22 protein-coding genes are annotated in these 20,893 nt (G+C 72.4%); 14 read left to right on the top strand and 8 right to left on the bottom strand.

Annotated elements, in window-relative coordinates; all coding sequences use genetic code 11:
* Positions 1 to 25: 25 nt before the first annotated feature.
* Positions 26 to 919 (bottom strand): NAD(P)-dependent oxidoreductase, encoded by an 894-nt coding sequence (locus HD596_RS55150; protein WP_185077382.1) that lies wholly within the window; start codon positions 917 to 919, stop codon positions 26 to 28.
* On the opposite strand from HD596_RS55150, the gene HD596_RS55155 reads away from it, so the two are divergent.
* From HD596_RS55155 to HD596_RS55165, 3 genes are read left to right on the top strand one after another with little or no spacing between them, the layout of a single operon-like run.
* Positions 918 to 1,622: a hypothetical protein gene (locus tag HD596_RS55155; RefSeq protein WP_185079481.1), complete on the top strand. Its 705-nt coding sequence runs from the start codon at positions 918 to 920 to the stop codon at positions 1,620 to 1,622. The genes HD596_RS55150 and HD596_RS55155 overlap by 2 nt on opposite strands.
* A gap of 37 nt (positions 1,623 to 1,659) precedes the next feature.
* On the top strand, positions 1,660 to 2,016 hold the full coding sequence (locus HD596_RS55160) for a BlaI/MecI/CopY family transcriptional regulator (RefSeq protein ID WP_185077383.1): 357 nt from the start codon (positions 1,660 to 1,662) through the stop codon (positions 2,014 to 2,016).
* On the top strand, positions 2,013 to 2,945 hold the full coding sequence (locus tag HD596_RS55165; RefSeq protein ID WP_185077384.1) for a M56 family metallopeptidase: 933 nt from the start codon (positions 2,013 to 2,015) through the stop codon (positions 2,943 to 2,945). The genes HD596_RS55160 and HD596_RS55165 overlap by 4 nt, the downstream gene beginning before the upstream one ends.
* 76 nt (positions 2,946 to 3,021) lie before the next feature.
* On the opposite strand, the gene HD596_RS55170 is transcribed toward HD596_RS55165, so the two are convergent.
* Positions 3,022 to 4,539, bottom strand: a complete 1,518-nt coding sequence (locus HD596_RS55170) for a CehA/McbA family metallohydrolase domain-containing protein (RefSeq protein ID WP_185077385.1) — start codon at positions 4,537 to 4,539, stop codon at positions 3,022 to 3,024.
* A 216-nt stretch (positions 4,540 to 4,755) separates the two neighbouring features.
* Between HD596_RS55170 and HD596_RS55175 the strand changes: the two genes are divergently transcribed.
* Positions 4,756 to 6,324, top strand: coding sequence for a M28 family metallopeptidase (locus HD596_RS55175; protein WP_185077386.1), 1,569 nt, complete (start codon positions 4,756 to 4,758; stop codon positions 6,322 to 6,324).
* Between the two features lie 130 nt (positions 6,325 to 6,454).
* Here HD596_RS55175 and HD596_RS55180 read toward each other — a convergent pair whose 3' ends face one another.
* Positions 6,455 to 7,486: a LacI family DNA-binding transcriptional regulator gene (locus tag HD596_RS55180; protein WP_185077387.1), complete on the bottom strand. Its 1,032-nt coding sequence runs from the start codon at positions 7,484 to 7,486 to the stop codon at positions 6,455 to 6,457.
* A 169-nt stretch (positions 7,487 to 7,655) separates the two neighbouring features.
* On the opposite strand from HD596_RS55180, the gene HD596_RS55185 reads away from it, so the two are divergent.
* The 8 genes from HD596_RS55185 (at position 7,656) to HD596_RS55220 (ending at position 16,253) form a co-directional block, all read left to right on the top strand.
* Complete coding sequence (locus HD596_RS55185; protein ID WP_313047165.1) at positions 7,656 to 8,366, top strand: response regulator transcription factor; 711 nt, start codon at positions 7,656 to 7,658, stop codon at positions 8,364 to 8,366.
* A 174-nt stretch (positions 8,367 to 8,540) separates the two neighbouring features.
* Positions 8,541 to 10,433: a multicopper oxidase family protein gene (locus HD596_RS55190; RefSeq protein WP_185077388.1), complete on the top strand. Its 1,893-nt coding sequence runs from the start codon at positions 8,541 to 8,543 to the stop codon at positions 10,431 to 10,433.
* 4 nt (positions 10,434 to 10,437) lie between these two features.
* The gene (locus HD596_RS55195; RefSeq protein WP_185077389.1) at positions 10,438 to 11,886 is read left to right on the top strand and encodes a sensor histidine kinase; all 1,449 of its coding nucleotides are present in this window, start codon (positions 10,438 to 10,440) and stop codon (positions 11,884 to 11,886) included.
* Between the two features lie 119 nt (positions 11,887 to 12,005).
* The gene (locus HD596_RS55200; protein ID WP_185077390.1) at positions 12,006 to 12,551 is read left to right on the top strand and encodes a hypothetical protein; all 546 of its coding nucleotides are present in this window, start codon (positions 12,006 to 12,008) and stop codon (positions 12,549 to 12,551) included.
* Entirely contained in the window at positions 12,548 to 13,633 is a 1,086-nt protein-coding gene (locus HD596_RS55205; RefSeq protein WP_185077391.1) for a peptidoglycan-binding protein, read from the top strand. Before HD596_RS55200 ends, HD596_RS55205 begins: the two co-directional genes overlap by 4 nt.
* Positions 13,630 to 14,307 (top strand): ABC transporter ATP-binding protein, encoded by a 678-nt coding sequence (locus HD596_RS55210; RefSeq protein ID WP_185077392.1) that lies wholly within the window; start codon positions 13,630 to 13,632, stop codon positions 14,305 to 14,307. The genes HD596_RS55205 and HD596_RS55210 overlap by 4 nt, the downstream gene beginning before the upstream one ends.
* Positions 14,308 to 14,330: 23 nt before the next feature.
* Positions 14,331 to 15,512: an ABC transporter permease gene (locus HD596_RS55215; protein ID WP_185079341.1), complete on the top strand. Its 1,182-nt coding sequence runs from the start codon at positions 14,331 to 14,333 to the stop codon at positions 15,510 to 15,512.
* A gap of 162 nt (positions 15,513 to 15,674) precedes the next feature.
* Positions 15,675 to 16,253 carry a DUF4232 domain-containing protein gene (locus HD596_RS55220; RefSeq protein ID WP_185077393.1) on the top strand — a complete coding sequence of 193 codons (579 nt, stop codon included), beginning with the start codon at positions 15,675 to 15,677 and terminating at the stop codon, positions 16,251 to 16,253.
* Positions 16,254 to 16,411: 158 nt separating this feature from the next.
* On the opposite strand, the gene HD596_RS55225 is transcribed toward HD596_RS55220, so the two are convergent.
* The 3 genes from HD596_RS55225 to HD596_RS55235 are packed head-to-tail and all read right to left on the bottom strand — an operon-like array spanning position 16,412 to position 18,017.
* Positions 16,412 to 16,648, bottom strand: a complete 237-nt coding sequence (locus HD596_RS55225) for a hypothetical protein (RefSeq protein ID WP_185077394.1) — start codon at positions 16,646 to 16,648, stop codon at positions 16,412 to 16,414.
* Positions 16,649 to 16,705: 57 nt separating this feature from the next.
* On the bottom strand, positions 16,706 to 17,569 hold the full coding sequence (locus HD596_RS55230) for an SDR family oxidoreductase (RefSeq protein WP_185077395.1): 864 nt from the start codon (positions 17,567 to 17,569) through the stop codon (positions 16,706 to 16,708).
* 19 nt (positions 17,570 to 17,588) lie between these two features.
* Positions 17,589 to 18,017, bottom strand: coding sequence for an effector-associated constant component EACC1 (locus HD596_RS55235; RefSeq protein ID WP_185077396.1), 429 nt, complete (start codon positions 18,015 to 18,017; stop codon positions 17,589 to 17,591).
* A 116-nt stretch (positions 18,018 to 18,133) separates the two neighbouring features.
* Between HD596_RS55235 and HD596_RS55240 the strand changes: the two genes are divergently transcribed.
* On the top strand, positions 18,134 to 18,340 hold the full coding sequence (locus tag HD596_RS55240; RefSeq protein WP_185077397.1) for a hypothetical protein: 207 nt from the start codon (positions 18,134 to 18,136) through the stop codon (positions 18,338 to 18,340).
* Positions 18,341 to 18,545: 205 nt separating this feature from the next.
* Here HD596_RS55240 and HD596_RS55245 read toward each other — a convergent pair whose 3' ends face one another.
* Positions 18,546 to 19,181 (bottom strand): transcriptional regulator, encoded by a 636-nt coding sequence (locus HD596_RS55245; protein WP_185077398.1) that lies wholly within the window; start codon positions 19,179 to 19,181, stop codon positions 18,546 to 18,548.
* Positions 19,178 to 19,573: a DNA-binding protein gene (locus HD596_RS55250; protein WP_185077399.1), complete on the bottom strand. Its 396-nt coding sequence runs from the start codon at positions 19,571 to 19,573 to the stop codon at positions 19,178 to 19,180. Before HD596_RS55250 ends, HD596_RS55245 begins: the two co-directional genes overlap by 4 nt.
* A gap of 60 nt (positions 19,574 to 19,633) precedes the next feature.
* On the opposite strand from HD596_RS55250, the gene HD596_RS55255 reads away from it, so the two are divergent.
* Entirely contained in the window at positions 19,634 to 20,842 is a 1,209-nt protein-coding gene (locus HD596_RS55255) for a PEP/pyruvate-binding domain-containing protein (RefSeq protein WP_185077400.1), read from the top strand.
* Positions 20,843 to 20,893 lie beyond the last annotated feature (51 nt).

The raw sequence follows: 20,893 nt of genomic DNA on the forward strand, positions 1-20,893 counted from the left end.
GCGCGGGACCGGCGATCGCGGTCGCTCAGGCGCCGGCCGGATCGTCGTCGAAGCTGGCGTAGTAGGCGGCGGCCATGTCCTCGTCGCCGTGGCCCTGGGCGGCGGCACGGTCGAAGCGTGCGGCGCCGGCGGCGGCGACGTCGAGGCGGACGCCGTGCTGCTCCCCCGCCTCGACGATCAGGTGGGCGTCCTTGGCGGCGGTGGTGACCGCGAAGCTGGGCGGTGTGAGGCGGCCCTCCAGGACCAGGCCGGTCTTGACGCGCAGGTAGCCCATGTCCAGCGGGCCGCCGTCGATGGCGTCGAAGAAGCTCTGCGGGTCCACGCCCAGCGCCTTGGCCAGCGCCAGGACCTCCCCGGCCGCGTTGGTGGCGGCGAGGACCCAGCTGTTCGCGACGAGCTTGAGCCGGGTGGCGCCGGCGTCCGCGCCGTCCTCGCCGGTCCACACGGTGCGGGCGCCGACGGCGTCGAACACCGGCGTCACGGCCTGCCGGCTCTCGCCGGGTCCCGCCGCCAGGACGAGCAGCTGCCCGGCCTCGGCGGGCTGGCGGGTGCCGAGGACGGGCGCGTCGTAGAAGGCCAGCCCGTGCTCGCGGGCGAAGGCGGCCAGCTCGGCGATCGCGTCGAGGCCCGCGGTGGTCGACTGCACCCACGCGGTGCCCGGGCGCAGGGCGGGCGCGGCCTGCCGCATCACCTCCAGCACGGCGGCACCGTCGTAGAGCATGGTGAGGACGACGTCGGCGTCGCGCACGGCGTCGGCGGGGGTGCCGGCGATGTGCACCCCCTCGGCGGCCAGCGGTTCGGCCTTGTCCCTGGAACGGTTCCAGGCGTGCACGGTGTGCCCCGCACGGGCGAGGTTGCGAGCCATCGCGGCCCCCATGATCCCGGTGCCCAGAACGCTCACGGTGAGGTTGTCGGTCATGGCGTCGCCTTTCTTCCTGGTGGTGTCCTCCACCAGCCATGTCTACCGCGCCGCCTCGTTCACCTGCGCGGCGCCCTTGCTCGGGCTCTCCCGCCGCCCGGATCGCGGATCCCCTCGACGCCCCCTCGCCGGGCACACCGCCCCGGGACACCTGGCCGGCCGTGATGGCGCCGTACGTGCCGGGCTCGTCCGGGGTGAGGATCTCCAGGTGCCGGACGTCGCGGAGCGGGCGCACCCAGCGATCGCGCAGGAACCGCAGCCGGGCCTGCTTGACCTGCGCCCCGAGGGCCTCGTGGAAGTCCAGGGCGGCGTCGACGGCGAGGATGGGCGCGACGTTCGTGGTGCCGGAGTGGACGCGCGAGCGGATGTCGCCGTCGGCGTAGGTCTCGTCGGCGTCGAGGTCGGGGAGGGTGAAGTCGAGCTGCCCCCAGGAGTGGGCGGCGTCCACGATCACGTCGACGCCCCGGCCGCGGGCCATGGACACGATCCGGCGTCTCGACACGGTCATGGAAGACTTCACCACCTGACATCAATGGGATGGGAGAATCCCCAGCGTGGGGCCGGCCTGCCGTGGCTGCTCCTGGCCGTCGCGGGGCTGGCCTCCGCCGCGGCCGTCAGGCGGCTGGACCGGCGCGGCCGGCTCGCGCCCGCCTGCCGGACCGCGTCGGCCGGCGACCGGCCGCAGGCGGCATCGGGGCGGTAATCTGCTACCCGGCGCGGAACATGGGCAGGGGGCGACGGTGCAGCTCGGCAACCTGGAGCGATCGGTCATGGAAGCTCTGTGGGAGCATCCGGACGGCCTGTTCGCCCACGTCCTCGCGGCCCGCCTGCCGTCGCAGCCGGCCACCACGACGGTGCTGACCGTCCTGATGCGGCTTTCCCACAAGGGCATGGTCTCCCGCGAGCGCGTCGGCCGGGCACACCTTTACAGGGCCACCGCCGGCAAGGACGCGTTCGTCGCCGAGACCATGCGCGCCGCGCTGGACGAGGCGGGCGACGTCGCGGCGGCCGTGCAGCGCTTCGTCGGCACGGTGACGCCGGAGGTGGCCGCCGCCTTGCGCGAGGCGCTGGGCGAGCGGGACGGATCCGCGCCGTGATCGCCTGGCTGGTCGCGGCCGGGGTCGCGCTGCTGCCGGTGGCGCTGGGCGACCGGGCCGCGCGCAGGCTGGCCGGGGCGGCGTGGACGCACCGCTGCCCCCGCGCGGCGCTGACGCTGTGGCAGGCGATCGGGCTGGGCGCCGGCCTGGGCGCGGTCGGTCTCGGGCTGGTGGCCGCCGTCGCGCCGCTGGCCGCGGTGTTCCCGCACGGGGCGCACACGCTGGCAGGCCAGCTCGTCGGCGGGCATGGCCTCGACGGGCTCGGGCCGGTGCAGCTGCCGGCCCTGGCCTGGTCCGCGGGCCTGATGAGCTGGCTGCTCATCCACACCGTACGCACCACCACCAGGACGATCCGCGAACGCCGCCGCCAGCGCCTGCTGGTCGACGTGGTCGCCGACCACTCCCCGGCGCACGACGCCTACGTGCTGCCCGTGGCCGAGCACGTCGCCTACTGCGTGCCGGGCCGGCACCGGCGGATCGTGCTGAGCCGGGGCACGCTGGAGCTGCTGACCCCGCAGGAACTGCAGGCCGTTCTCGGGCACGAGCGGGCGCACGCCCGCGGCCGCCACGACCTGGCCCTGCTCCCCTTCGTGGCGTTGACGCACGCCTTCCCCTGGCTGGCCTGCGCCCGCACGGCCCGGCAGGCGGTCGCGGTGCTGGTGGAGATGATCGCCGACGATCACGCCAGCCGGGCGCACGGCACGCTGCCGCTGGCCCGCGCTCTCGTCCGGATGGCGGCCTCCGCGTCGGGCCCGGGGCCCGCCTCGTTCGCCCTGGCCGACGCCGGCGTCATCGAACGCCTGCAGCGGCTGCTCAGCGAACGCCGGCCGCCCCGCTGGGTGCCGGCCGCCGCCTACTCGACGGCCGGCCTGCTGCTCAGCGGCCCGATGGCCGTACTGATCGCACCGCTGATCTGCGTCACCTTCTGACGGCGGGGCCAGGCGCCGGCCGCATCGCGGCGGTGGCGGGATGGCCGGGCGCCGCGCCCGGCCATCCGGCTCGCCGTCAGCGCTCGATGAACACCGGGTTGGAGTAGAACCACAGGTCGGCCCACGGGTCGGAACCCTTCGGGTCGGGCTGGGGCTCGAGCTCGTCGGTGTTGGTGCCGCGGACGCGGACGTACATGGGGCCGTCGATGTCGCGCAGCGTGTGACGGACGACGATCTCGTCTCCGTCGCGCCGCCACTGCCGGGGGCCGTAGCGGGCCTCGACCTTGGTGGTGGGGTTGGTGTCGGAGGAGCGGTCCTTGGCCGGGCCGGTGACGCGGCCGGTGATGATGTCGACGCGGTTCACCTGGGGGCGCTCGCCCTTGGCGTTGGCGTTGCGGGGCACGCGGAAGCGGACCTCGACCTCGGCGTCACGGTCGCGGCCGCGCAGCGTGAGGGTCTCGCCGACGCTGACGGTGTTGCCCACGGCCTGGCCCTGCGCCTGGCCCTGCGCCTGCCCGGCGCGGGAGAGCGTGAGGTCGAGCTGGTCGATCAGGTCGCCGATGACGACGAAGATCCGGCCGGCGCGCAGCCCGTCGAGGATGTCGGCGTAGTCCCAGCCGGCGTGCACGTACGTCTTGGAGTACTCGCCCGGCCAGAAGTCGCTGCCGCCGTCGCTGTAGTGCCGGTGGGAGTCGGACGTGGAGGTGATCCACCAGCGGCGCCCCTCGCCGAGCAGCGAGTCCCACAGGCCGCCGAGCCGGGCGGTCATCTGGTCGAAGCCACCCATCGTGGGGTAGTTACCGTAGCCGCCGCGCTCGCCGTCCGGGTCGATGGTGCCGTCCTTCCTGAGCGTGCCGGCCTGGTGGCCGGGGGCGCCCTCGAAGCCGTGCGCGATCTCCGGCGCGGTGTCGTTCCAGTTGCGGAACTCCGCGGGGGTGTCCTGGCCGTAGACGCCCAGCCCGGAGGCGGAGCGGGCGGGGTGGTTGGCGAACAGCAGCGGCTTGTGCGGGAGCTGCCGCATCACGCGCAGCGCCTCCAGCATCTTCTGCTCGGTGTCGAACGACGGGTCCGCCGGGAACGGGTCGCGCTTGGAGAAGCGGCTCTCGAGCTGGAACAGGAGGTCGCGCTCGCCGGCCACCTTCGGGATGATCAGGCTGGAGTGGTCGGCCGCGGGCGTGTCCAGCTCCATGCCGTAGAACTGCAGCACCCGCGGCACCGACTGGCGAGCCTCCAGCAGGCTCGGGTACCTCTGCTCCGCGTCCAGCTTGGAGTGCAGCGGCCCCCCGTGGTCGGTCGACACGATCCAGGCGAGCCCGAACTGCTGCGCGTGCGTGGCGTTGACCGACAACGGGTAGATCGCGTCCCCGCCGATGATCGGTTTGGGCGGGGTGGTGGAGTTGTCGTACCCCACGCTGAACTCGCTGTGCACATGGTGGTCGCCGGGCAGCCAGCGCCGGCGGCCCGCGCCGGGTCGCCGGTCGTCGGCCCACGCCGGACCGGTCAGGCCGCCGACGGCGACCGCGCCGACCAGCCCGCCGGTGACGGCGAGCAACCGCCGTCGTGTCACGAGCTCGTTCTCTGCAGAAGCGGACATCGAGGATGGTTCCTCTCAAAAGGGCGCTATACGTCCGCACGAGTCCATCCATCACACGTGACACGCCATCAACGGATCCTCGGCCCGGAGAAGAACAGTCGGAGACCGGCGACTGCGCGACTCAGGTCTTCCCGAAGGCGGATTTGGCGGTCTACGTTCTCCTATGCCGCCGATTCGGGCAGAATGCACGGATTCCTGCGAGTAAAAGGAGCTTGTATGCGCATCACCTCGCGCCGAGGTGCGTACCGCGTCCTCACCGTGGCCGCGGCGCTCGTCTTACCCCTCGCGCTCGTCCCCGCCGCCGCGCAGGCGGACCCGGCACCGAACGCGGCGCAGAAGAAGCTGATCGACTCCATCACCGCGCCCGCCGTCAAGAAGCACCTGCAGGCCCTGCAGACGATCGCCGACGCCAACGGCGGCAACCGGGCGGCCGGCACGAGCGGGCACGCGGCCTCGCGCGACTACGTCGTCGGCAAGCTCAAGAAGGCCGGCTACACCGTGACCGTGCAGCCGTTCGACTTCGCCTACTTCGAGGAGAAGTCGACCGCCCTGATGGAGCGGACCTCCCCCAACCCGCGGGTCTTCGCCCCGACCCCGCCCGACGGCTCCTCGACCGGCGAGTTCGCCACCATGAACTACTCCGGCTCGGGTGAGGTGACCGCGACCCTGCAGAACGTCGACCTGGTCCTGCCGCCCGGCCCGACGCCCAGCAGCTCGAACTCCGGCTGCGAGGCCGCCGACTTCGCCGGCTTCACCCCCGGCAACATCGCCCTGCTCCAGCGCGGCACCTGCGACTTCCTCGTCAAGGCGAGCAACGCCCAGGCCGCCGGAGCCGCCGCCGCGATCATCTTCAACGAGGGCCAGCCCGGCCGCACCGACACGCTGCTCGGCAATCTCGGCGAGCCCGTGTCGATCCCCGTCGTGGGCACCAGCTTCGCCGTCGGCCAGGAACTGGCCTCGGCCACCACCGTGGTGCATCTCAAGACGGACACCGTCAGCGAGATCCGCACCACCCACAACGTGATCGCCGACTCCAAGTGGGGCGACCCGAACAAGGTCGTCATGTCCGGCGCCCACCTGGACTCCGTACCGGCCGGGCCGGGCATCAACGACGACGGCTCCGGCAGCGCCGCGACGCTCGCGGTGGCCGAGGCGCTCGGCAAGGTCCCCACCCGCAACAAGCTGCGCTTCGCCTGGTGGAGCGCCGAAGAGCTGGGCCTGGTCGGCTCCACCTACTACGTGGACAACCTGCCGGCCGCCGAACTGGCCAAGATCAAGCTGTACCTCAACTACGACATGGTCGGCTCCCCCAACTACGCGTTCAAGATCTATGACGGTGACGACAGCGACGGCGTCGGCTCCCCCGCCGGCCCGCCCGGATCCGACGAGATCGAGAAGCTCTTCGAGAAGTACTTCGACACGCTGCGCCAGGGCCACAACGGGACCGACTTCGACGGCCGCTCCGACTACGGGCCGTTCATCGAGACCGGCATCCCGGCGGGCGGGCTGTTCACCGGCGCCGAGGGCATCAAGACCGCCGAAGAGGCCGCGCTGTTCGGCGGCACCGCGGGCGAGCCGTACGACCCCTGCTACCACCAGGCCTGCGACACCATCGCCAACATCAGCGACAAGGCGCTCGCGCTGAACACCGGCGCCATCGCCACGGCGACGGTGGTGTACGGCTTCACCTCCGACCTGCCCGGCCCCGACACCCGCGCGGCGGCCACCACCAAGCGCGCCGTCACCAGCGCCGGCGCCGACATCCACGGCCGGTCGAAGCGCTGAGCGTAAGGATCTGCCCTGACCCGGCACGCCGGGTCAGGGCCGTCCCCAGGTCGAGCGAGATCGACCTGGGGACGGCGTGGCTGTGGGCGTTGGCGAGGTCCGGCTTGTGGCTGCTCGCGACGGGATGCCGTCACCGAGGCTTCGGAGGAGCGGTGCTGCCGCGGACGATGAGCTCCGTGGCGAATTCGACGCGGTGCCGCGGCAGCGGTGCGCCCTGGGCGAGCGCCACCACCATGCGGGTGGCCGCCATGGCCATCTCGGTGAGCGGTTGGCGGATCGTGGTCAGCGGCGGGACGGCCCAGCGGATCGACGGCAGGTCGTCGAAGCCCACGACGCTGAGGTCGTCCGGGATGCGCAGCCCGAGCTCGTGAGCCGCGCGGTAGACGCCCAGGGCCTCGCCGTCGTTGCAGGTGAAGATGGCGGTGGGCGGGTCGGGCAGGCGCAGCAGCCGGTGGGTGCAGGCCAGGCCGTCCTCGATCTGGAAGTCGCCCCGGCAGATCAGCTCCGGGTCCACGGGCACGCGCTCGGTGTCCAGGGCGGCGCGGTAGCCGTCGAGCCGCGCCCGGCTGGACAGGGCGTGGTCGGGGCCGGTGATGATGGCGATCCGGCGGTGTCCGAGCTCCAGTAAGTGCCGGGTGGCCGAGAGCCCGCCGGTCCAGTTGCCCGCGCCCACGGACGGCACCCGGTGACCGGGCTCGCCGGTCGGATCGAGGAGGACGAGGGGGATCTCGCGGCGGGCCAGCCGCTCCCGCTGGAGGTCGGTCAGGCCGGAGAAGACGGCGATGACGCCGGTCGGGCGGTGGCTGAGCACGCCCTCCAGCCAGTCGCTCTCCGGGACGTGGCTGCCCTGCAGCTCGGAGACCGACACGGTCAGCTGGTGCTCGCGCGCCACCTGCCCGACACCCCTGATGATCTCCGTCGGGTATTCGCCCGCGAGCTCGTGGAAGACCAGCTCCACCGCGGCGGCCGGGTCGACGCGCCGCCGCTGCCTGCGGTAGCCGTGCTCGCGGATGAGGCCCTCGACCAGCGCGCGCGTCTCGGGCGCCACCGCGGAGCGGCCGTTGACCACTTTGGAGACGGTCGCCGCGGACACACCGGCGAGCTGGGCCAGCTCCGCCAACGTCAGCGGCTGCGCGCCGGACGACTCCCCGGTGGCGGTCATGGCCGTTAGTTTAACGGCAAAGGTCCGGGGCGATCTTGGTGAAGCGCGGTGTGGCGGGGTCACGCCGCGCCGCTGACGCATTCTGGAAATGTAGAGGAAGTTCTCAGGCAATCGGCAGGGTGGCACAGCACGATACGAGACGAAGCCGCGTGAGGGACAGGGGGACGTAGTGGCCGAGGCCAAAACTCAGGAGCCGGAGGCCCGGCTGCTGGTGGTGGAGGACAAGCCGGACATCCTGGAGTTGATGTCGGCGGCTCTCCGCTATGCCGGATTCGAGACCATGAGCGCGTCCAACGGGACAGATGCCGTGCAGTTCGCGCGGCGCCATCGGCCCGACCTCATCGTGCTGGACATCCTGCTGCCCGACCTCGACGGTTTCGAGGTGATCCAGCGGCTGCGCGGTAGCGGCGACCAGACGCCGGTGCTCTTCCTGACCGCCCGTGACGCCGTGGAGGACCGGCTGAAGGGCCTGAGCCTCGGTGGGGACGATTACGTCACCAAGCCGTTCAACCTGGACGAGGTCATCGCCAGGATCCGCGCCGTGCTGCGGCGCATGCGGGGCGGCGCCGCCCGGCCCTCGCCCCGGCTCACCTTCGCCGACATCGAGCTGGACGAGGAGAGCCGCGAGGTCCGGCGGGCCGGGCGCGACATCCCGCTGTCGCCGACCGAGTTCGAACTGCTGCGGCTCCTCATGTCCAACGTCGGCCGGGTGCTGTCCAAGCGGCAGATCCTCGACCAGATCTGGCACCACGACTTCCGCGGCGACGCGGCGATCGTGGAGAAGTACGTCTGCGCCCTGCGCCGCAAGGTCGACAACGCCGAGCCCGGACTGATCCACACCATTCGCAGCGTGGGCTACGTACTGCGCCGGCCCGCGTGACGGTCAGCCAGTCGTCAGGACGCATCCGGCCAAGCGGTCAGGGCGTGCAAGGCCAAGGGCGTCACGATGACCCGCCGGGCAACGGCGGCGCGTGGAAGGGCCGCCACCGAGCGGTCAGGAAATGGTCAGTCGCCGCGCAGAGCGCGAAGAGCCCCGGTTGGTTCCATGGCCCGCATGAGAGATCCCGACCTGCTCCGGCGCCGGCTTCTGCAGACCGCGACCCTGGCCTCGGCCGCGGTCGTCGTCGGCGCCGAGACGTCGCGGAGCCGCGACGTCACCCAGACCACCCCCGAGACCACCCCCGAGTACGGTCCCGCCTCGGCGCCGTCGCGTGCGCCCGGCCCCCCGCTGGCGCTGCGCAAGTTCGCCGACCCGCTACGCGTCCCGCCTGTCCTGCGTCCCCGTGGAGACGGGGCGCAACTCACGGTACGGCTGCGCCCCGCGCGGGTGCGGGTGCACTCCCAGCTGCCCGAGGTGCCGATGTGGACCTTCGACGGCCACTTCCCCGGCCCGACCATCGAAGTCTCGAAGGACCAGCTGATCAGGGTCACCTGGAAGAACGAGCTGAGCGGCACCATCCCGCTGGTCGCCGTCGAGGTGCCGCCGGGCGACGCCGAGCGGCCGAAGAACCACCCCGGCCGCGACGGGGCCGACCCGGTCGAGGCCCTGGCCACGCTGCCGCCGTGGGCCGCGGTCCACCTGCACGGCGCCCATACGGGCGGCGGCAACGACGGCTGGGCCGAGAACGCGGTGCTGCCGGGCGCGGCCCAGCTGTCGGAGTACCCGAACTCCCAGCCCGCCACGACGCTGTGGTACCACGACCACGCCATGCACCTGACCCGCTACACGATCATGGCGGGGCTGGCCGGGTTCTACCTGATACGCGACCGCGAAGAGGAGGAAGCGCTCGGCCTGCCGTCCGGCACATACGACATCCCGCTCATGCTGTGCGACCGCAACCTGGACACCGACGCCGACGGGCGCCCCGCCGGCCGGTTGCTGAACAAGGTCGTCCTGCGCCGTACCGAGCCCAAGGTGATCAGTGAGTTCACCGGGCCGTACACCATGGTGAACGGGGTGATATGGCCGTACCTGGAGGTGAAGCCCCGGGCCTACCGCTTCCGCGTCGCCAACGTCTCCAACTACCGGACGTTCCGGCTGATGCTGCTGGACGAGGACGGCAGGCCCGCCATGGACGCCGTCCGGCTGGTCGGCACCGATCAGGGCCTGCTCAAGGCGCCGGTGACGGCGACGGACGCGATCGCGCTGGCCTCGGCCGAGCGGGCCGACCTGGTGATCGACTTCAGCGGCCTGCGCGGCCGGAAGGTCCGCCTGGTCAACGTCCCGCCCGGCGGCGAACCCGGCCAGGCCGACCCCGACGGCGACGTCCCCGAGCCGGACGTGATGCAGTTCCGCGTGGGCGGCGGGTTCCCCGTCGCCTTCTGCACGCCGAAGCGCTCCTCCTCCTTCCGCCGCCTGACCGAGGCCGACGTGCCCGCGGACGCGCCCAGGCGCTGGGTGGTGATCCCGCCGCCGGGAGCCTACCCCGGCCAGCCCGTGAACACCCTGTGGGAGATGGAGGAGGCTGAGCCGGCCTCCCGCGCCGCGACGCCTGCGGGCGTCATTCAGGTCGCGATGGCGGACGGCCACGTACGAACCCTCCGCCGGGCCGCCCAGGCGTACGCCGACCGGACCGGCGTCATGGCGGCGCTCGGGCAGTGGGAGAGGTGGCACTTCCTCGCCCTGACCCGCGAGGTCCACCCGATGCACATCCATGGGACTTCTTTCCAGGTGCTGAGCCGGTCACGCGTCGACCGCGGCGGCTACGACGACTCGACGGGCGGCACCACGACACCGCTCAAGCAACTCGGAGAGGAGCCGCTGGCCGCCTGGGAGCAGGGCTGGAAGGACACGGTGACGGTCACCGGAGGGCAACTGGTGACGGTGGCCGCCCGCTTCGACCACCCCGGGAGGTTCGTCTACCACTGCCACCTCCTGGAGCACGAGATGGACATGATGCGGCCGTTCGTCGTCATGCCGCACCACATCATGATGCTGCAGCATTGACACCATGGGGCTATTGCCAGGCATCGTCCGGCGGGCCGTCGCCGAAACCCCCCTGCGGACCAAGCTCGTCGCCACCGTGGTGCTCATCGCGGTGGTGTCGCTGGCGGCCCTCGCCATCGCCAGCCTGTTCCTCATCCGGCAGCACCTGCTGAACCGGGTGGACGAGCAGCTGATCTCGGTGGCCGAGCAGACCAGGAACCGGGTGTGGGGCGGTGGGAAGGGCGGCGGCCGCGGCGTTCAGATCGCCGGCGACCACACGATCACGGCGCGAGTGCCCAGCGACATCCTCGCCCAGGTGCGCCGGCCGGACGGCACGCTGGTGGCCACCACCCCGCTCGAGGACGTCAAGGGTCCCGGGCCCCGGCTGGACGCGACGGTGCCGGCCGCGCCCCGCGGCATCCCCTTCACCGTCCTGGACGAGGCGGGCGTCGGCCACTGGCGGGTGGTGATGGTGCCGCTCGGCGCGGGGGAGACCGACCTGATCGCGGCCACCAGCCTGGCGGCGGTGGGCGCCACGCTCGACGACTTCATCGTGATCGAGCTGGTGCTCGGCGGCGTCGTGCTGGTGGCGGTGGTGGCGGCGGGCGTGCTGATCGTACGGGTCAGCCTGCTTCCGCTGGCCCACATGGAGCGGGCCGCGCACACGATCGCCGCCGGCCACCTCTCGGCGCGTGTCCCCGACTACCCGCCGCGCACCGAGGTCGGCAACCTGGCGCGCGCGCTCAACACCATGCTCAGCCAGATCGAGGCCGCGTTCACCGCGCGCACCCATTCGGAGAACCTGCTGCGTCAGTTCGTCGCCGACGCCGGCCATGAGCTGCGCACGCCCCTGACCGCGATCCGCGGCTTCGCCCAGCTCTACAAGAACGACCCCAGCCGCGGCGAATGGCTCGTCGACCGCATCGAGCGGGGCGCCGTGCGGATGAGCCTGATGGTGGCGGACCTGCTCCTGCTCGCCCAGCTCGACCAGCGGCGCCCGCTCGACCGCAAGCCCATCGACCTGCTCAGGCTCGTGCTCGACGCCGTCCACGAGGTGCGCGCGGCGGCCCCGGACAGGGAGGTGGATCTGGACATCCAGCCCGACGCCGCCTACCAGGTGCTCGGAGACGAGGTCAGGCTGCGCCAGGTCCTGGACAATCTGCTGACCAACGCGCTCAGGCACACCCCCGACGACAGCCTGATCGAGGTCAGGTTGCGCGGCGGCGAACTGCGGCAAGCGCCGGCGGCGGCGATCGAGGTCACCGACCACGGCCCGGGGCTCTCACCCGAGCAGGCCGAGCGCGTCTTCGAACGCTTCTACCAGGTCGATCCTTCGCGCTCCAAGGGCGGTGGCAGCGGGCTCGGGCTCGCGATCGTGGCCGCTCTGGTCGCCGCGCACGACGGCAGCGTGGAGCTCGAGACCGCCCCGGGCCGCGGCGCGACGTTCCGCGTGCTGCTCCTGCTGGAGGAGTAGCCCCCGCCGGCGAATGTGGTAGGTGATCGGTCAGGTCGCCCGCCTGCAGCGGTCAGCTTCGCCGCCCAGATTGGTCCCGTACCCGAAGGCGAGTGTCCTTCGGGCGGAGGTGATCTGAAGTGTTCGCTCACCGCGCCGCGCTCGTCCTCGGCGCTCTCACACTTGCCGCGGCCCTGGCAGGCTGCTCGGCCGGCCAGGCGGAGCCGCAGGTCGCGTCGCTGCGTAAGTCCGGCGACGCGTCTCCCTCGGCCTCTGCCGGCGCCACCATGAACCAGCAGGACGCCCTGATGCAGTGGGCCGCCTGCATGCGCCGGCACGGTGTGGCCGTCAAGGACCCCGGCACGACCACGGGCCCGCTCATTCCCCAGGGCGGGGTCGGCTCGCAGACCTTGCAGCGGGCGCAGCAGTCGTGCCGCTCCTACCTGCAGGCCGCGGGAGGCAATCAGGACGAGGTCGGCGGGCCCGCCGCTCTCGACAAGTTCCTGGAGCTCGCCACGTGCATGCGCGAGCACGGCGTGCAGGACTTCCCCGATCCCGTGCTCGACGCGAACGGCTCGGTCACGTTCAACGGGAAGATCGACAGGAAGGCCCCGCACTACCAGGAGGCCTCCGACGCCTGCAAGGGCAAGCTGCCCTCCTCGGGCACGTGGGGAGGCTCGCGATGAGGCGCGTCGCCGTCATCGCCGTCGCCGTCGCGCTGGCCGCCGGAGGCGGAGCCATGGCGGTCGTCCTGTCAGGCGGCCTCGCCCTGCCCGGCTCCGGCGCCCCGGCGCAGGCGACCGGCGCCCGGCTGCCCGCCACCGCGGCGGTCAAGCGCGGCGACCTCGTCGACCAGCAGACGGTCTCCGGCACGCTGGGCTACACCGGCGAGCGCACCGTGCCCAACAACGCGGCGGGCACGCTGACCTGGCTGCCCCCCGCGGGCCGGCTGATCGGCCGGGGCGGGACGCTCTACGAGGTGGACCGCCGTCCCGTCGTACTGATGTACGGCACGACCCCCATGTACCGCACGCTGGAGTACGGCGTGTCCGACGGCCCTGACGTGCGGCAGCTGGAGGAGAACCTCAAGAAGCTCGGCTACGGCGACGGCCTGACCGTCGACGGCCACTTCAGCCCGACCACGTCCACGCGCGTCCTGGAGTGGCAGGCTGACGAGGGGCTGGCGGAGACCGGCACGGTGACCTCGGCCGGCGTGGTCTTCCTGCCGGGCAAGGTGCGGGTCAAGCAGGTCGGCGGCGCGAGCGGTGACCCGTCGCGGGCCGGCAAGCCCGTGCTGACGGTCACCGGAACCCGGCGAGTGGTCCATGTCGACCTGGACGTCGCCGACCAGCAGCTGGCGCGCAGGGGCAGATCGGTCACGGTCGAGCTTCCGGGCGGCGCCTCGGCCAAGGGGAAGATCTCCGAGGTCGGGACGGTGGCCCAGCTGCCGAGCGCGAGCGGTCAGCAGGCCGACCCGCAGGACGCGACCATCACCACCGAGATCACGCTGAGCGATGCCAAGAAGACGCGCGGCCTCGACCAGGCCCCGGTCAGCGTCGACCTGCAGAGCGAGACGCGCGAGAACGTGCTGTCCGTGCCCGTCGAGGCGCTGCTCGCGCTGCGCGAGAGCGGCTACGGCGTACAGATCGTCCAGGACAGCACGGTTAAGCTGGTGCCGGTCCAGATCGGCATCTTCGCCGGCGGTCGGGTCGAGGTGAGCGGCGGCGGGCTGGCCGAGGGAATGAAGGTCGGGGTGCCCACGTCATGACCCTCGTCGTCGACCTGAAGGACGTCGTCAAGCGCTACGGCGGCTCGGTGACGGCGCTCAACGGGGTGTCCCTGCGGATAGCGGCGGGCGAGATGGTGGCCATCGTCGGCCCGTCCGGCTCGGGCAAGTCCACACTGCTGCACATCATGGGCACGCTGGACCGGCCCACGTCCGGAACGGTCAGGATCGTGGGCCGCGACGTGGGCGCGCTGCCGGACCGCAGGCTCTCGGCGCTGCGCGCCCGCCGCATCGGGTTCGTCTTCCAGCAGTTCCACCTGTCGCCCGGCCTGTCGGCCGTCGACAACGTGGCGGACGGCCTGCTGTACGCGGGCATCTCCCGGCGTGAGCGCCGCCAGCGCGCGGTGCGGGCGCTGGAACGGGTGGGGCTCGGGCACCGGTTGGAGCATCGGCCGTACCAGATGTCGGGCGGCGAGCAGCAGCGCGTCGCCGTGGCTCGTGCGGTGGTCGGCGAGCCGCCGCTCCTGCTGGCCGACGAGCCGACCGGCAACCTGGACTCAGCGGCGGGGGGCGAGGTGCTGGAGCTCCTGCACGACCTGCACGACGCCGGGACCACCGTCGTGATCGTCACTCATGACGCCGAGGTGGCGGAGATGGCCCAGCGGCGGGTGCGCGTCCGGGACGGGGCCGTGCTCAGCGAGGGGAGCGACTCGTGACGGGTGACGTTCCGCAGGACACGATGCGCCCGGCCAGGCTCACCCCCGGCGACGTCCTGCGGGTTGGCGCGGCGGGCCTGCTCGGCCGGCCCACAAGGGTCGTGCTGTCGGCCCTGGGCATCGCGATCGGCATCGCCACCATGATCGCTGTGGTCGGCATCTCCTCCTCCAGCCAGGCAGAGCTGCTGCGGCAACTCGACCGGCTCGGCACCAACCTGCTGACGGTCAAACCCGGCCAGAGCGTCTTCGGTGACAACGCCAGGCTACCGATCGAGTCGGTCAGCATGGTCCGCGGCCTCGCGCCGGTCCACGCGGTCAGCGCCACGGGCACGGTCTCGGCCACGGTCCGGCGCACCGACAGGATCCCCGCTGACCACACCGGGGGGATCTCCGTACGGGCCACCTCGCTGGATCTGCTGAACACGTTGCAGGGCAAGGTGGTCAGCGGGAGCTGGCTCAACCCCGCGACCGAGCGGTATCCCTCCATGGTCCTCGGCGCGGTGTCCGCGCGGCGGCTGGGCATCACGCAGGCGGGTACCCGGGTCTGGGTAGATCACCGCTGGTTCACCGTCGTGGGCGTCCTCGACTCCCTGGACCTGGCGCCCGAGATCGATCGCAGCGCGCTGGTGGGCTGGCCGGCGGCGCAGAAGCTGTTCGGGTTCGACGGGCACCCGACCATGATCTACGAGCGTTCCTCCGACGCCGCCGTCGCCGACGTGGCCGCCGTGCTGGCCAGAACGGTCAACCCGGAGAATCCGGAGGAGGTCGAGGTCAGCCGTCCCTCCGACGCGCTCGCGGCGCGTACGGCGGCGGCGGGCGCGTTCACCGACCTGCTGCTCGGCCTGGGCGCGGTCGCGCTCCTGGTGGGCGGCGTCGGCATCGCGAACACAATGATCATCTCGGTGCTGGAGCGGCGAAGAGAGATCGGGCGGCGGCGGGCCGTCGGCGCTACCCGCGGCCAGATCCGGCTGCAGTTCCTCACCGAGTCGCTGCTGCTGTCCGGGCTGGGCGGAGTGGTGGGCGCGGTCCTCGGGGCGGCCGTGACCTTCGCCTACGCCGCCACGAACCATTTCCCTGCCGTAGTGCCACCCTGGGCCTTCGCCGGCGGGCTGGGCGCTACGCTCGTGATCGGGATGATCGCCGGGATCTACCCGGCGGTCCGGGCGTCGCGGCTGTCGCCGACCGTGGCGCTGGCGGCCACCTGAAAGAGCACGGCCGGCCCCGGTCCGGCAACCCGCAGCCGGCCGTGCCCGATCCGTCGGCGGGCGGGCGTGAGCCGCTGAAGGGCCGGCGGGTTCCAGGTGGGGACATGGTGAGCACCGCGACGTCGTGCCAACAAAACCCGCATGAGGCTCATCCAACAGAGCATGCAGCGATTCAAACGTGCCGGATCGGCGATGACGGCGGCCGCACTGCTGACCTTGGCCGTGTGCGGCCTCCCGGCGTCCAATGCGGCCACCGCGGTCAGCGCGCAGGGCGCGACGACCACGAGCATCGGCTTCGCGGCGGCCTCCGCCCGCGGAGAAGCGTCGGCGCCCAAGCGCTGCCGCACCGACGCCCTCTCGGCGCACCTCGGGCGGCAGGATCCGGGGGCGGGAAACGTGTACGCGCCGCTGGTGCTGACCAACACCTCCGCCCGGACGTGCTGGGTGTACGGCTTCGTCGGGCTGGTCATGTTCGACGGCAACGGCGATGCCTTGCGTACACGGGTGCGCAGGGAGAGCGTCCGGCCCCAACGGGTGGTGCTGAAGCCGAACGCCTCCGCCCATGCCCGGCTGCACTGGGTGATGGTGGAGACCGGGGCCGAGAAACGATGCCCGGCCTCGGCCCGCCTGATGATCATCCCGCCGGACGAGGTGGCCCACCTGGAGATCCCGTTCACGGCGAGGGCGTGCGACGACGGCCGCATCGACGTCCGGCCGCTCGCCCCGGGCGCGCGCCCCTGACCCCTCCTCGGGGCCGGCTGTTCACCCTGGGGGCCAGTGTCGGCCGCCGCCGCGCGAGTGAAGCATCCGCCGTGACCGCCGCACCACTCACCCCCGACGACCCTCCCGTCCCGCACGCCTCCCCCGGCGTGCCGGTACGACGTACCGTTCGGAGCGGTTCACGCCGCTTCTGCGGCTTCTCCGGCTTGCTGCAGGCCGGGGTGGCGGCGCTGGCTGGCCAGCAGGTGGCCGATGCCGACGATGCCCACGACGGGCCACTCCACGATCTCCAATATCCCCAGAGAGACCAGGACCGCGTAGAAGGCGAGGTGCTGGGGCTCCGGCAGGGGCACCGTACCGACCACGGGCAGGGCGATCTGCCTGCCGTGCTCGCTCTTGGTGGGCTTGTCGACCATGATGTCCCCTCCTTCGGTCAACGACTCACCTGCCCTCCGCCGGACCCGGTAACCCGCTCAGCCCGGCAGGGTCTCCCCGCCGATGGGGGCCAGGACCTCGCCCGTGTAGTACGACGAGAGGCGCCCGGCCGCGAAGAACACGTACGACGGGGCGATCTCGTCGGGGTCGGCGGCCCGCTGCATCGGGACCTGCTTGCCGAACTGCTCCACCTTCTCCTCCGGCATGGTCGCCGGGATGAGAGGGGTCCAGACGGGGCCCGGGGCCACCGCGTTGACCCTGATGCCGCGCTCCACGAGGCTCTGCGCCATCGAATAGGTGAAAGCGTTGATCGCGCCCTTGGTCGTGGCGTAGTCGATGAGCGCCTTGTTGCCGCGCAGCCCGTTGACCGATGACGTGTTGATGATCGCCGAGCCCTCGCGCAGGTGGGGCAGCGCCGCTTTGGTGATGCGGAAGTAGCTGTGGATGTTGACGTCGAAGGTGTGCTGCCACTGCTCCTCGGTCAGCACCTCCAGCGATTCGACGGGCTGCTGGTAGGCGACGTTGTTCACCACGATGTCGAGGCCGCCCAGTTCCGAGACCGTCCGCTCGACGACGGAGGCGCAGTGGTCGCGGTCGGCGAGGTCGCCCGGGATCAGCACACATCGCCGATTTTCCGCCTCGACCAGTTTCAGCGTGTGCGCGGCGTCCTCGTGCTCGCTCAGGTACGCGACGGCGACGTCAGCGCCCTCCTTGGCGAAGGCCACGGCCACCGCCCGGCCGATCCCGGAGTCGCCTCCGGTGATCAGGGCGCGTTTGCCTTCCAGCAGTCCGCTGCCGGTGTAGTGACGCATCTCGTCACGCGGCTCGGGCTCCATGCGGTCGGTGTGTCCGGGGTATGGCTGTTGCTGTGCGGGTGGCGTACTGTCCGGTCGTTCTGGCATGGCTCGCGCATGCCCGAACTCACCCGGGATTAACGTCCGGGAATCGCGGCGATGTGCGGTCGTCCCGCAGCGCCGACTCGATCTGCCTGGCCAGGGCGAGTGTCTGTGCCGGGCTCAGCGCCCTCAGGCCGGTGGCGGTCACCTGCACCTCGGGTCCGTCCTTGCGCCGCTTCAGGGTGATCTTCACATCGGTCCTGCGGTACCGCAGCCAGGCGATCACCATGCTCGCCACGGCCGCCACCACCTCCGGCGCGTCGGCCAGCACCTGCACCGCCTCGGCCACCGGCCCCAGCGCCCCGTCGGGAGGCGGCTTCTCGACCAGCCGGAGCGCGGCGCGCAACTCGGGCTCCCGGCGCAGCCAGGCGTACAGGTCCCGCACCTCGTCCGGCGAGTCCGCCACCAGCAGCGCGCCCCAGTCACCGCCGCCGTCAGGTCGTTGCGCCATCATGGCCCCTTCCAGGCTCGCGTGCGCGGCCCCCGCACCACGACCGGTATCCGGATATCGCCCCGCCCGGGCGCTTCGCTACCGGCGGGCGGGGCGCGGGACGGTCCCGCAGGCTCGTCATGGGGCAGCCGGACGCCGCCGCCGTCGCGAAGGACCTGGCCGAACTGCGGGCACGCCGCCACGAGTACACCGAAGAGGAGTACCGGGCCCGCCTGGCGCGCCTGCCCGGCCGGTTCGACATCGAGGTCGAGGCCACTCCCGGCCACACCGTCGGCTCCAGACCAGGAGCTTGCGGGTCTCGCCCTGGTGGACGACGGGAACGATGACGTGCATCTGCCCTTCGGTGTGGCCGGGAGCGAGACGCCGCCGCCCAGTACGCCGTCTCCGCCGACGACGTTCAGGGCCTGGCCGGTCTGGAGGGCGCGGACACCTTCATCAACACCCACGCCTACCAGGGCGGCGTCTTCAGTCACCTACGCGCCCTCAAGGCGATCAGGGGTCAGCGCGCCGGCCGACCCGGAGCGTGGCAGGTCAGGGGCCAGCGCGCCGGTCGATGCCGAGCGTGGCGACGAGATCTTCGTGGAGTTCGAACCAGACCCGATGGCAGGAGTCGACGTCGGTGCGGTCGACCCAGTCGCCCTCCCCGGCCCGGGCGCGCACCAGGGCCGCCGTGAATCGCGTGTCGTACCCGCAGAACCGGGTCAGGACCCTCCCGAGCCGGTCCACGAGCGGCGCGAGTGCGCGGTCGATGCCCGTGAGCTCGTAGAGGATCCGGGCGTCCCAGGCGAAATCGGAGTGGTCGTTGACGGCGAGCCGGTCGCCGCCGGCCGGCCGGAGCTGCCAGTCGGTGCAGGCTCGTAGCAGGAGGGCGTTCAGCGGGAGGAACTCCCGGTAGACGTCATGGACCTCGTCGGCGCCGCCGACGCGGGCGAGCTCGGCCGCGAGCCGGCGCTCGTTCTCGGCCCGGCCCGATTCGGTCAGCGACCAGCCTTCGGTGCCGGCGAAGGCGGTGTGCTGAACCCAGCCCCGCGCCTCGGCGTCGAGCAGCGCCTCTTTCGTCTCGGCCGCGTCGAGCCCGTACCGGCGGGCGATCACCGGGGTGTCCCCGAACCCGGTGATGCGTACGGCGTGCAGGACCAGCAGATCGAGCGGCGAGTCCCGCGTCATGAGGCGTCGTCCTGCCGGGCCGCCAGGCGGTTGAAGTGCTGCTGGCACGCCTGCGGCGAGTTGAACCCCATCGCCTGCGCCATCTGCGCCCACGTCAGCCCCGCGCTCCGGGCCATGAACAGCAACCCGGACTCGAGCCCTTCGACCTCGGCGCGCGCGGCGGGCAGGAGGGAGAGCGCGCTCAGGATGTCCTCCGGGCCCAGGTCGGTGTGGCGCCAGACGGCGAACTGCAGGAGGTCGACCGCCGACGGCGGGGCGGGATGGGGCCGCCACGGGCGGGCGTCGAGCGCATCCGCGCCCAGGCCCAGAAGACGCTCACTCGCGTCCTGCTCACGCCGGGCCTGGACGTGGTCGGCGTCCCGGGTGTGAGCGATGTCGTCCTTGCGTACCATGCGACTCATGATGCAGAATCAACAAAACGTTGTCAATAATTTGTTGAAGGGGCCGAACGGTTGATCACACCCCTGGCGGAGGCCGTCTCCGACACGTGCGGAGGCAAGGCGGGCGCGCTCGGCGCGTTGCTCCGCGCGGGCCTGCCGGTTCCCGACGGCTTCGTGCTCTCGTACGCCGCCTACCTCGCCGCCGTCCGCGACCTGGACCTCGGTGGATCGGACGATCCCGACGCGATGCGGCAGGCGATCGAGGCCCGCCCGGTCCACGCCTCCATGATCGACGCGCTGGGGCGGGCGCTCGACGGGCTCGGCGATCCCCCCGTGGCGGTGAGATCGTCGGCGTCGAGCGAGGACACCGGTCAGGCCTCGGCGGCCGGCCAGCACGAGAGCTTCCTCGCCGTGCGCGGGGCCGCCCAGGTCGCCGATGCCGTACGCGCCTGCTGGGCCTCGCTGTTCTCGCCACGCGCCATCGACTACCGCCGCGACGACCGGCCGCCGGACGGCCTGGCGATGGCCGTCATCGTCCAGCGCCATCTGGACGCCGAGGTGTCCGGGGTCATGTTCACCCCCGCGGACGCGTACGGCACGACCGAGATCGAGGCGTCCTGGGGCCTCGGCCCCAGCATCGTCGGGGGCACGGTCACCCCCGACGCCTACCGCGTCGCCGGGGACGGCTCGGTCACCCGCACCATCGCCGACAAGCGGACCCGCCTCGACCGGCACGGCACGCGGCTCGTCGTTCGCGACGTCCCCACCTCTGCCCGGGCCCGGCCGGCGATCGACGACGCGACCGCCGCGCGGCTCGCCGGGCTGGGCGGACAGATCGCCGCCGTACTCGGTGGACCGCAGGACGTCGAGTGGGCGATCGCCGTCGGCCGCACCTGGATCCTGCAGGCCCGGCCGGTCACCGCCGCGCCCCCACCCCCGCCCCCGCCCCCGCCTTCCGGCGCCCTCACCGGGACGCCGGGCAGCCGCGGGAGCGTGACGGGCACCGCGCGGATCGTCCGCGGCCCCGGCGACTTCGCGCGCGTCCGCCCGGGCGACATCCTCGTCTGCCCCTTCACCGACCCGGCGTGGACGCCGCTGCTGCGCATCGCCGCCGGCGTCGTCACCGAGACCGGAGGCGTGCTCTCGCACGCCGCGATCGTCGCCCGCGAGCTCGGCATCCCCGCCGTTCTCGGCGTCCAGGACGCGACGACCAGGCTCCACGACGACACCGTCATCACCGTGGACGGCGCCACCGGCGCGGTCACGGCGACGGACGCCTGACCGATCACCTCACCGGAAGGAGACGGGAAACGGGCCCGTACGGGCGCCGCC

It is taken from the genome of Nonomuraea jabiensis (genome assembly GCF_014204795.1).
GTDB classification, from domain to species: domain Bacteria; phylum Actinomycetota; class Actinomycetes; order Streptosporangiales; family Streptosporangiaceae; genus Nonomuraea; species Nonomuraea jabiensis.

Excerpts from the sequence above, each read along its gene's own strand:
- HD596_RS55155 (WP_185079481.1), top strand. The coding sequence starts at position 918 with ATGGCGTCGCCTTTCTTCCTGGTGGTGTCCTCCACCAGCCATGTCTAC.
- HD596_RS55150 (WP_185077382.1), bottom strand. The coding sequence starts at position 919 with ATGACCGACAACCTCACCGTGAGCGTTCTGGGCACCGGGATCATGGGG.
- HD596_RS55170 (WP_185077385.1), bottom strand. The coding sequence starts at position 4,539 with ATGTCCGCTTCTGCAGAGAACGAGCTCGTGACACGACGGCGGTTGCTC.
- HD596_RS55175 (WP_185077386.1), top strand. The coding sequence starts at position 4,756 with ATGCGCATCACCTCGCGCCGAGGTGCGTACCGCGTCCTCACCGTGGCC.
- HD596_RS55180 (WP_185077387.1), bottom strand. The coding sequence starts at position 7,486 with ATGACCGCCACCGGGGAGTCGTCCGGCGCGCAGCCGCTGACGTTGGCG.
- HD596_RS55190 (WP_185077388.1), top strand. The coding sequence starts at position 8,541 with ATGAGAGATCCCGACCTGCTCCGGCGCCGGCTTCTGCAGACCGCGACC.
- HD596_RS55195 (WP_185077389.1), top strand. The coding sequence starts at position 10,438 with ATGGGGCTATTGCCAGGCATCGTCCGGCGGGCCGTCGCCGAAACCCCC.
- HD596_RS55205 (WP_185077391.1), top strand. The coding sequence starts at position 12,548 with ATGAGGCGCGTCGCCGTCATCGCCGTCGCCGTCGCGCTGGCCGCCGGA.
- HD596_RS55210 (WP_185077392.1), top strand. The coding sequence starts at position 13,630 with ATGACCCTCGTCGTCGACCTGAAGGACGTCGTCAAGCGCTACGGCGGC.
- HD596_RS55215 (WP_185079341.1), top strand. The coding sequence starts at position 14,331 with ATGCGCCCGGCCAGGCTCACCCCCGGCGACGTCCTGCGGGTTGGCGCG.
- HD596_RS55220 (WP_185077393.1), top strand. The coding sequence starts at position 15,675 with ATGCAGCGATTCAAACGTGCCGGATCGGCGATGACGGCGGCCGCACTG.
- HD596_RS55225 (WP_185077394.1), bottom strand. The coding sequence starts at position 16,648 with ATGGTCGACAAGCCCACCAAGAGCGAGCACGGCAGGCAGATCGCCCTG.
- HD596_RS55230 (WP_185077395.1), bottom strand. The coding sequence starts at position 17,569 with ATGCCAGAACGACCGGACAGTACGCCACCCGCACAGCAACAGCCATAC.
- HD596_RS55235 (WP_185077396.1), bottom strand. The coding sequence starts at position 18,017 with ATGATGGCGCAACGACCTGACGGCGGCGGTGACTGGGGCGCGCTGCTG.
- HD596_RS55240 (WP_185077397.1), top strand. The coding sequence starts at position 18,134 with ATGGGGCAGCCGGACGCCGCCGCCGTCGCGAAGGACCTGGCCGAACTG.
- HD596_RS55245 (WP_185077398.1), bottom strand. The coding sequence starts at position 19,181 with ATGACGCGGGACTCGCCGCTCGATCTGCTGGTCCTGCACGCCGTACGC.
- HD596_RS55250 (WP_185077399.1), bottom strand. The coding sequence starts at position 19,573 with ATGGTACGCAAGGACGACATCGCTCACACCCGGGACGCCGACCACGTC.